This is a genomic window from Lactococcus formosensis (assembly GCF_018403745.1).
GTDB classification, from domain to species: Bacteria; Bacillota; Bacilli; order Lactobacillales; family Streptococcaceae; genus Lactococcus; species Lactococcus formosensis.
Genome location: NZ_BOVP01000007.1, coordinates 86,767 through 96,618, shown reverse-complemented (window position 1 = coordinate 96,618; position 9,852 = coordinate 86,767). Strand labels below are relative to the sequence as shown.

At 39.2% G+C, this 9,852-nt stretch carries 8 protein-coding genes; 1 reads left to right on the top strand and 7 read right to left on the bottom strand.

The features are described 5' to 3' along the window. Positions 1 to 158: 158 nt before the first annotated feature. The 7 genes from mnmG to pnp all read right to left on the bottom strand — a co-directional run bounded on the left by mnmG (position 159) and on the right by pnp (position 8,008). Entirely contained in the window at positions 159 to 2,033 is a 1,875-nt protein-coding gene (gene mnmG / locus KJS37_RS08720) for a tRNA uridine-5-carboxymethylaminomethyl(34) synthesis enzyme MnmG (protein WP_017370353.1), read from the bottom strand. A 154-nt stretch (positions 2,034 to 2,187) separates the two neighbouring features. Then, entirely contained in the window at positions 2,188 to 2,736 is a 549-nt protein-coding gene (locus KJS37_RS08715; protein WP_213496917.1) for a hypothetical protein, read from the bottom strand. A gap of 142 nt (positions 2,737 to 2,878) precedes the next feature. Beyond that, positions 2,879 to 3,250, bottom strand: coding sequence for a DUF1033 family protein (locus KJS37_RS08710; RefSeq protein ID WP_017370355.1), 372 nt, complete (start codon positions 3,248 to 3,250; stop codon positions 2,879 to 2,881). Positions 3,251 to 3,335: 85 nt separating this feature from the next. Continuing rightward, the gene (locus KJS37_RS08705) at positions 3,336 to 3,737 is read right to left on the bottom strand and encodes a Mini-ribonuclease 3 (RefSeq protein WP_213496915.1); all 402 of its coding nucleotides are present in this window, start codon (positions 3,735 to 3,737) and stop codon (positions 3,336 to 3,338) included. Then, complete coding sequence (gene cysS / locus KJS37_RS08700) at positions 3,730 to 5,082, bottom strand: cysteine--tRNA ligase (RefSeq protein ID WP_213496913.1); 1,353 nt, start codon at positions 5,080 to 5,082, stop codon at positions 3,730 to 3,732. The genes KJS37_RS08705 and cysS overlap by 8 nt, the downstream gene beginning before the upstream one ends. Then, positions 5,066 to 5,665 (bottom strand): serine O-acetyltransferase, encoded by a 600-nt coding sequence (cysE, locus tag KJS37_RS08695; RefSeq protein ID WP_017370358.1) that lies wholly within the window; start codon positions 5,663 to 5,665, stop codon positions 5,066 to 5,068. The genes cysS and cysE overlap by 17 nt, the downstream gene beginning before the upstream one ends. A 63-nt stretch (positions 5,666 to 5,728) precedes the next feature. Continuing rightward, positions 5,729 to 8,008, bottom strand: coding sequence for a polyribonucleotide nucleotidyltransferase (gene pnp / locus KJS37_RS08690; RefSeq protein ID WP_213496911.1), 2,280 nt, complete (start codon positions 8,006 to 8,008; stop codon positions 5,729 to 5,731). A 307-nt stretch (positions 8,009 to 8,315) separates the two neighbouring features. On the opposite strand from pnp, the gene KJS37_RS08685 reads away from it, so the two are divergent. Next, on the top strand, positions 8,316 to 9,836 hold the full coding sequence (locus KJS37_RS08685; protein ID WP_165713944.1) for a lipopolysaccharide biosynthesis protein: 1,521 nt from the start codon (positions 8,316 to 8,318) through the stop codon (positions 9,834 to 9,836). Positions 9,837 to 9,852 lie beyond the last annotated feature (16 nt).

Sequence of the window (9,852 nt, the reverse complement as noted above, 5' to 3'; positions counted from 1 at the left end):
TCTCGCGACAACTATTATATTCTATCAAACTCACTCCCTTCTGTCAAGAATAAACTGTCCTTTTTTCTGTTTTTTTTTGCATTCGTTCGGAAAACCCCGCCGTTGTCACGTTCTTGGCATATGAAAAATCAGACGGAATGCGTCTGATTTTTCGTTTTTTATCTTTTTCCTTCAAGATAGACCATCAAAATAGAAATATCGGCAGGATTTACTCCTGAAATACGACTAGCTTGTCCTAAAGTTTCAGGATTTATTTTTTTAAATTTTTGTCGTGCTTCAGTTGCAATACTGTCTAAGGCATCCCAATTCATATTCTTAGGTATTCGTTTAGCTTCTAAGCGGTGCATCTTCTCTACTTGTTCTTTTGCTTTTTTGATGTACCCTTCATAAGTAACTTCTGTTTCAATAAGTTCAATAACAGTTCGGTCAAGTTTCTCAGAAGATTCGCCAACAAACCTGATCACATCCGCATATTTCACTTCCGGACGTTTTAAGAATTCAATACCTGTCAAAGCATCTTTAATTGGACCAAATCCCATAGCCCCCAGTTTTTCCTGTGTATCTGCAAGAGGTTTAAGCTTTTCTTTATTGAGACGAGCAATTTCTGTTTGATAAGAGGTGACTTTATCTTGGAAAGCATTCCAACGTTCATCATCCACTAAGCCTATTTCTCGTCCTGTCCTTGTCAAACGCATATCCGCGTTATCATGGCGTAAAATCAAACGATATTCAGCACGTGAAGTCAATAATCGATAGGGTTCTAATGTACCTTTGGTCACGAGGTCATCAATCATTACACCAATATATGCATCACTTCGCTTAAGGATAAGCTCTTCTTTACCTTGAACTTTAAGACTAGCGTTAATCCCGGCAACCAGTCCTTGACCTGCTGCTTCTTCATAGCCAGATGTGCCATTTGTTTGCCCCGCAGTGAAAAGTCCAGAAACAAGTTTTGTTTCCAATGTTGGACGGAGCTGATGCGGCAGAACCACATCATATTCGATAGCATACCCAGTACGCATCATTTTTGCCTCTTCTAAACCTGGAATGGAACGGACCAAATCAAACTGAACATCTTCGGGTAAACTTGTAGATAGACCTTGGATATATACTTCTTCTGTATTCCGTCCTTCTGGTTCCAAGAAGAGTTGATGACGTGGTTTGTCCGCAAAGCGTACAACTTTATCTTCTATAGAAGGACAATAACGGGGGCCAACTCCTTTAACAATTCCTGAAAACATTGGGGCACGGTGTAAATTTTCTTGAATAATCTCATGTGTCGTTTTACTTGTGTATGTAAGCCAACAAGGGATTTGTTCTTTGAGATAATCTTCGTCTTTTGACAAAAAGCTAAAGTGATTAGGCTTGTCATCTCCTGGTTGAATCTCAGTCGCGTCATAATTAATACTTGATGAGAGTACACGTGGTGGCGTTCCTGTTTTAAAGCGTCCAATTTCAAAGCCCAAATTGCGTAAGTTATCAGCCAAGCTAACAGAGGCTAGCGAATTGTTTGGTCCTGAGGAATATTTAAGCTCACCGATGATAATTTCACCGCGTAAAGCAGTTCCTGTAGTAACAATAACTGCTTGGGCAGCATACTTCGCCCCCGTTGTAACTTTTACGCCTGTTACTTTTTCATCTTCCACCAGAATCTCTTCCACCATGGCTTGACGCAAAGTTAGATTTTCTTGATTTTCTACTGTATGCTTCATTTCCTGAGAATACAGCGCCTTGTCTGCTTGTGCACGTAAGGCACGAACTGCGGGACCTTTACCAGTATTCAACATTTTCATCTGAATATAAGTTTTGTCAATATTTTTTCCCATTTCGCCGCCGAGAGCATCGATTTCACGTACGACTATTCCTTTAGCAGACCCACCGATTGAGGGATTACAAGGCATGAAAGCTACCATATCGAGGTTAATTGTTAATAAAAGCGTTTTGCTTCCCATACGAGCTGAGGCGAGTGCTGCTTCTACACCAGCGTGCCCCGCACCTATCACTATAACATCATATTTTTCTTGAAATTCCATAATTTCTCCATTTTTACAAAACAAAAAGCCAAAGCCAGTGAAAAATACATGCTAAAAAGCACATATCTTCCCGAGCCTTGACCATCGAGTTTTTATGATAGAACTATTTTAACTCTTTTCAAAAATATTTTCAAGAGTATTCCCCAATTAATTTTTACGCTTTTGTTTCTGTATCACGATACAGGACCAATGAAGCAAGCTCTTCTACTGTTCGGGCTGAACCTTCTGGTAGAATTCTGTCCTCTCCTCGAAATGTCGGATCATATTTTCCCGAATAATCAATTGTACCATTTCTTAGTTTGACTGGGATAGGACTACCTTTAGGGTATATCTCAAATCGTGAGCCATTTTCAGGAGCAATCCCTTCCAAATACATCCATAAGTAAACCTGACCTGTTTGTTCATCTATGCCTCCATAACGGAGATGAAACTCACGTTTCTGCTTGATCACTTTTGCGTCTAAAATCCGTACTGTTCTACCATCAATATCACTTTCATCATTGACCCACTCCCCTTGAATTGTTTCAAAATTTCCCCTCTTTATCTGTTCAACATTAATTGTTTTTTCTGGACTATATTGATCTGCTTGAACAAGCCCTACCGTTGGTGCTACAACAGAATTCTCATCTTGTTGCACAGCAAAAATTAAAAGAACAGCCACAAGAACCAATGTGATATCAGTGATAACAAGTAGTTTTTTCAAGCATATTTCCTTTCTATTTTGATTAGAATTTAATTATAAAACAATTATAACAAAATAATTTAATCTTCAATAGTATTTTACTTAGAAAAGTTTAGACATTAAAAGACTCCTAGTTCAATGACTAGAAGCCTTTTCTACTTGATTATTTTTTATCCCAGAATTTATTACAAAATTTGGGAGGTAATTCTCCAGAAGATTTACCATACGCCCAGCGCTTTTTCTCTACTGGAAGTACATGCCAATCTTCTAAAAGCATCAAACTTTGATAACGTTGGAGATAGCCTGCGCATTCTTCACACCAGATTTCATCTCCACTTCTCCAGAATGCAGCTAAAAGGTCATCTTGGCTTTTAAACTCTTTATAGCTTTTTGCCATTTTTAGCCATTCACTTTTGTACTTTTTCAAAGCTTGATAGAAGTCTTCATATTCATCTACCGATTGAATATCTTTTTGCCAGTCTTCAAAAAACCACCATGGTTCATCATAGCCTGACATTGTGATTACTCTATACATATTTTTTGCCCAGCTTCTTTTCTTTAATATACATCTCTTGTTATGTATTGTAACGAAAAAATATGCTTTTGAGAAATATTTTGAACTATTTTACAGAGACGTCAATATTCTTAATACAAAAGGCAGCAAATTCTTCTAAACGCTCTGGCTTTTTTGTCAAGTGCAAGAACCCTACAACTGCTTCAAAACCTGTGGAAACACGATACGTTACAACATCTGTGTTTTTAGCTGTTGTTTTAGAGTGAGCATTTCGCCCACGCTTGAAATAAAGCAGTTCTTCTTCAGTTAGAAAATCAACTTCTTCCATTTTACGAATCAAGGCAGCTTGCGCTTTGGCAGAAACATACTGAGTCGCTTGACGTTGAAGTTCTCCTGGTTTGGTTAGCCCTTTATTTAGAAGGTGATCTCTAACAAAAACTTCATAAACGGCATCTCCAATATAAGCTAGCGCAATACCATTTAATAATTCTGCGTCTTTTTTATTCACGATGCCACCTCACACCCTGTGCAGTATCTTCAAGTACAATCCCCTGTGCCTTTAATTCATCACGAATCTTGTCGGCTTGAGCGAAATCTCGAGCTGCTCTTGCCGCTTGTCTTGCTTCGATTAATTCTTCAATTTCAGCATCTAATCTTACATCTTGATTTTCAAAATGCAATCCGAGAATTAAGAGAATATCGTCAAAGAAAGCTTTAATTTCTGATCCACCATTTCCCTTATTTACCCAAGTGATAAAATCATAAAAAACGGTCAATCCATTCGCAATATTGAAGTCCTCATCCATTGCTGTTTCAAATTCTGCTTTAAATTTAGCAAGCACTTCTAAGTCCGCTTGACCCTCTACTTCAAGGTTACGGTAGGCATTTTCAATCTTTTTAACATTGTTTTCTGCATCTTGTACGGCTTCATCCGTAAAGTTTACAGGACGACGATAATGAGTGGTGGCCAAGAAAAAACGGAGAACAGTTGGACTCACTACATCAAGCATTTCATGCACAGTTTTAAAGTTTCCTAAAGACTTGGACATTTTTTCACCACTGACATTCACAAATCCATTGTGCATCCAGTAGTTCACAAATTTTTTGCCTGTTTTAGCTTCTGATTGCGCAATTTCATTGGTATGATGAGGAAACTCCAAGTCAGCCCCTCCAGCATGGATATCTAAAGTATCTCCTAAGAGGTCACTGCTCATCACTGAACATTCAATGTGCCACCCTGGACGCCCCTCCCCCCAAGGACTTGGCCAAGAGATTTCATCTTTTTTCGCAGCTTTCCATAATGCAAAGTCCGCTGGACTTTCTTTACGTGCTGTTTCTTCATCTGTTCGACCAGAAGCGCCTTGGAGAAGTTCTTCTAAATTTTTATTTGCAAGTTTAGCATACCCTTCTGATTTGGCGACACGGAAATAGACATCCCCTTCTGCTTCATAAGCAAACCCTTTATCCATTAGATCTTGAATAAAAGTGATCATTTTGTCAATATAATTTGTCGCTCTTGGATTTGCAGTTGCACGTTTAACATTGAGAGCATCAGTATCTTGATAGAATGCTGCAATATATTTGTCAGATAATTCAAGTGGTGTAAGATTCTCCTGAACGGCTCCTTTGATAATTTTATCATCAACATCTGTAAAATTCGAAACATAGGTCACTTCAAAGCCACGGTATTCCATATATCTACGAATTACATCGAAAGCAACGACAGAGCGTGCATTGCCGATATGAATGTAGTTATAGACTGTTGGTCCACAAACATACATCTTAATTTTATTTTCTTCGAGGGGATGGAATTCCTCGATTTTTCTTGTCATTGTATTATAGATGTGAAGCATGATAGCTCGCCTCCCTTTTTTCTTCTATGGACGAAATTTTCTCTGAGTCTTTTTGCCCCTTCACTCGAACAACTTTTGCTGGAATTCCTACCACTGTAACATCGGGTGGGACATCACTTACGACAACAGCCCCAGCACCTACTTTGGCATTTTCACCAATTTCGATAGGACCAAGCAATTGTGAGTGGGCTGATATTAAGGCACCTTTGCGTACCGTGGGATGACGTTTTCCTTTATCTTTCCCTGTTCCTCCAAGAGTTACGCCATGATAAAGCTTGACGTTAGTTTCCACTATCGCTGTCTCACCGATAACCAATCCAGAGCCGTGGTCAATAAATACCCCGTGAGCAATCGTTGCTCCTGGATGAATTTCGATTTGTGTCCAAAATCGCCAAAACTGTGAATTCATCCGAGCCCAAAGTTTAAAGTTATGTGTCCAAAGCCAGTGACTAAATCGATGTGCTGCTAGAGCCTTTACTCCCGGATAGGTCAAGAGAACTTCTAGCCCAGTTCGTGCAGCAGGATCATTTTCTTTCGTGACACGGATGGCTTCCTGCCAAAAGCCTCTCTTTTTATTTTTCATATTCATTTATTATAGCAAAAATCTATAGGAAAAGCGCATTACACTGCGCCTTCCTCCTTTTTATCATTCAGGTCGAGTTGTTGATAATTCTGGAAACTCTTCATCTATGACTGGAGCTTTGCGCTCACGACGTTCAAACTTAGGACCAGACGGTTTTTCTTTCTGATAGCCACGCGAACCGTTTCCATTATTTCCATTGCGGCGTTCACGTGTTTTATGTTCAGGTTCCACATAGCCTTCCGGTTTCTCTACCAGAGCACGTACTGATGCATCGACACGACCTTTGTCGTCAACTTTTATAATTTTGACCTTAATAACATCGCCGATATGTAACGCATCTTCAACTTTGTTGGTACGTCCCCACGCAAGTTCTGAAATATGCACCATTGCATCAGTATGGCCAAAAAGATGGACAAATGCTCCAAATTTCTCAATCCTCACTACCTTGGCCTCATATACATCACCCACCTTAGCTTCGCGGACCAATTCTGTAATGATTTCTTTCGCACGGTCAATAGCTGCCTGATCAGGTGAAAAGATTGAACAAAGTCCGTCTTCATCGATGTCAATTTTGACTCCTGTTTCTTCGATGATTTTGTCGATCGTTTCGCCACCCTTACCAATAACAACTTTAATCTTGTCCGTATCAATTTTAATCGTATCAATTTTAGGCGCTGATGGCGCAAGATTTGGACGGGGTTCTGAAATTGTTGCTTCAATTACATCTAATATTTCAAAGCGCGCACGTTTTGCTTGTGCAAGTGCTTCTGCCAAAATTTCGGCGGTTATTCCTGAAATTTTGATGTCCATTTGTAGAGCAGTAATTCCCTCTCGTGTACCTGCAACTTTAAAATCCATATCGCCAAAGTGGTCTTCCAAACCTTGGATATCTGTCAAAATAGTATAGTTGGAACCATCTGAGATTAAGCCCATAGCAATTCCAGCTACAGGTGCTTTGATGGGTACTCCACCAGCCATCAAAGCTAAGGTGCCTGCACAAATCGAAGCTTGAGATGAAGAGCCATTTGACTCCAGTACTTCCGCAACCAAACGGACAGCATAAGGAAATTCTTCTAGCGAGGGCATAACTTGCTCAAGTGCACGTTCACCAAGTGCCCCATGTCCTATTTCGCGACGACCTGGAGCACCATAACGTCCAGTTTCTCCAACTGAATACTGCGGAAAATTGTAATGATGCATAAAACGTTTTTTATATTCAATGTCTAAGCCATCAATAACTTGTGCTTCACCCATCGGGGCCAAAGTCAAAGTTGACAGGGCTTGCGTTTGTCCTCGTGTAAAGAGAGCTGAACCATGTGTAATTGTATTTGGTGTAAAATCAATTTCGGCTTCTAATGGACGAATTTCATCAACTTTACGACCATCAGGACGGATTTTATCTTCTGTGATCAGTCGACGTACTTCTGTATGTTCCATTCCTTCCAGAATTTCAGCAACATCTCGCATAATTCGTTCAAATTCTTCATGATCAGCATAGGTTGTTTCATATTCTGATTTGACACGATCTTTAACGGCTTGAGTGGCCGATTCACGCGCAAGCTTTTCTTCCACTTGGACAGCAGCCTGCAGATCTTTATTATAATCTGCAATAATTTGAGCTTTTAGGGTTTCATCAACACGTAAAAGTTCAACTTCCGCTTTGTTCTTACCTACTTTAGCTACAATTTCATTTTGGAAAGCAATCAATTCTTTGACCGCTTCATGCCCTGCAAGCAAAGCCTCAAGCATGATTGTTTCTGATAGTTCTTTTGCACCTGACTCAACCATGTTAATCGCATCGATATTTCCAGCAACAGCAAGATCCAAATCAGACCTCTGCATCTGTGCAACATCTGGATTAATGACGATTTCTCCATCTACATACCCCACTTCAACACCCGCAATCGGACCATCAAAAGGGATATCTGAAATGGCTAGTGCTAAGGAACTTCCAAACATCGCTGCCATTCGTCCACTCGCATCCTCGTCATAAGAGAGTACAGTGTTGATTACTTGCACTTCATTTCGAAAACCCTCAGCAAACATCGGACGTATAGGGCGATCGATTAAACGAGCGGTCAAGGTAGCATAAGTTGATGGTCGTGCTTCACGCTTATTAAAGCCCCCTGGGAATTTTCCAGCAGCATACATTTTTTCTTCGTAATTAACCTGCAAAGGGAAAAAATCACCATTCGCCATTTTTTTCGACATAGTCGCTGCAGTAAGTATGGTTGTGTCTCCATAACGAACGACGACTGCACCATTAGCTTGCTTGGCAACCTGGCCTGTTTCAACAACAAGTTCGCGTCCTGCAAAATTCATTTTAAATGTTTCTTTTGTCATGTTTTCTCCCACTTTTCGAAATTTCTGTGCTTCTCATTTCTATCCAAAAATCAATTTTCTTTTTCACAAGTAAACTCATTTTTGTATAGAAGAGCACTGTGCTCATTATACTATATTTTCAATGATAAAAAAAGCTTCATAAGAGCAATCTATAACGGTTTTAAGCGGTAATACTTTCAAAAAGAAAACGTTCACTTTTTCTGTTATCTTCGCACATTTTCTCATTCGTCTTTCTTAAAATAAAGAGTCCCCTAAATCGTGCTATAATAAGAGTAATTTTAAAAACTCAACTGAAAAGGAAACGTCGATGCGAGTCGTTAATTCATTACGAAATTCATCTTTGACAATAATTCAAAAAATTATTGGGATGATTCTGGGATTTGTCACCCGAACTGTTTTTATCTATACCCTAGGAATTAGTTATCAAGGTCTCAATGGCCTCTTTACCAGCATCCTCTCTATGCTTTCTATCGCAGAGTTGGGTATTGGTAGTGCCATCGTATTCAATATGTACCGCTACATTGCTGAAAAAGATATTGAAACCATGAAATCCCTGATGAACTTTTATCGCACTGCTTATCGTATGGTCGCTGCGATTGTGACGCTTTTAGGCTTGCTTCTCCTTCCCTTCCTAAACTTTTTTAGCTCTTATCAAGGCATTCATGATAATATCTTTATCATTTACCTCCTCTTTTTAGCTAATAGTGTTGCAGGATATCTTTTCAGCTATAAGCGCAGTATTTTATATGCGGATCAAAAAAACTATGTTGTCAATATCTTTGACACGCTTTATACCTTGATCGTCAATATTGCTTATATTATTGTCCTCTTCGCTTTCAAAAGTTTTGCCCTTTATCTTATTTCTGCGCTCCTTCTTTCCATTATCGAAAATCTTTTTATTCAAGCCTATGCAGATAAGCGTTATCCTTGGCTTAAAGAAAAAGAAATTCGAAAGTTAGATCCAGAAATTTTGCAGCGTTTCAAAAAGCAGATTTACGGCATGTTCTATCATAATATCGGAACATTTGTCGTTATGGGTTCGGATAGTCTCGTTATCACCAAATTTCTTGGGTTAACGACAATGGGACTATACTCTAACTATAGCTTAATTACTGGGAACATCTCTGGGCTGCTTATGGCAGCTCTCGGTGGTTTAACTGCTAGCATTGGTAATCTCCTCACGGAGAAAAACACTGAAAAGTCTTTTGAAGTTTATAAAAATCTCAGCTTTGCTACTTTTTGGATTTTTTCAAGCGTTTCTTCTGCTATCTTACTCGCAATGCAAGCTTTTATCGCGGTATGGCTTGGCGATAAGTTCACTTTGAGCTTCCCTGTTTTACTCATGATAGTTTTGAATTTCTATGTGTTAGGGATGCGTAAACCGATTCGCCTTTTTCAAGATGCTTCTGGCATTTTCTATGAAAATCGGCATATTCCGGTTATCGGCGCGGTACTGAATCTTGGACTTTCCTTGCTCTTTGTCACTTTTATGGGGCTCACTGGGGTACTTCTCGGCACCTTCTTAAGTACTCTAATCCTCTATGGTTATAGTTTCCCTAAATATATCTATTCGCCACTTTTTGAGCGACCAATTTCGGTTTATATTATTGAGCAGCTTAAATATCTTGCTATTTTTGGCGGCATATTACTCTTAAGTGGTGCCTCTACTTTACTGTTAAATCAAATACATAATAATTGGTTGAATCTAATGGCTAGCATCTTTTTGGCTCTGATTTTACCAAATGGACTTCTCCTTTTTATCTATCACCGAACTTCTGAATTCCAATATTTCAAGTCGCTTCTCTATCGTATAGTCAAGCGTACATAAATAATAAAAATCATAT

Coding starts and splice junctions, on each gene's coding strand:
- mnmG (WP_017370353.1), bottom strand. CDS start 2,033: ATGGAATTTCAAGAAAAATATGATGTTATAGTGATAGGTGCGGGGCAC.
- KJS37_RS08710 (WP_017370355.1), bottom strand. CDS start 3,250: ATGTATAGAGTAATCACAATGTCAGGCTATGATGAACCATGGTGGTTT.
- cysS (WP_213496913.1), bottom strand. CDS start 5,082: ATGCTTCACATCTATAATACAATGACAAGAAAAATCGAGGAATTCCAT.
- cysE (WP_017370358.1), bottom strand. CDS start 5,665: ATGAAAAATAAAAAGAGAGGCTTTTGGCAGGAAGCCATCCGTGTCACG.
- pnp (WP_213496911.1), bottom strand. CDS start 8,008: ATGACAAAAGAAACATTTAAAATGAATTTTGCAGGACGCGAACTTGTT.
- KJS37_RS08685 (WP_165713944.1), top strand. CDS start 8,316: ATGCGAGTCGTTAATTCATTACGAAATTCATCTTTGACAATAATTCAA.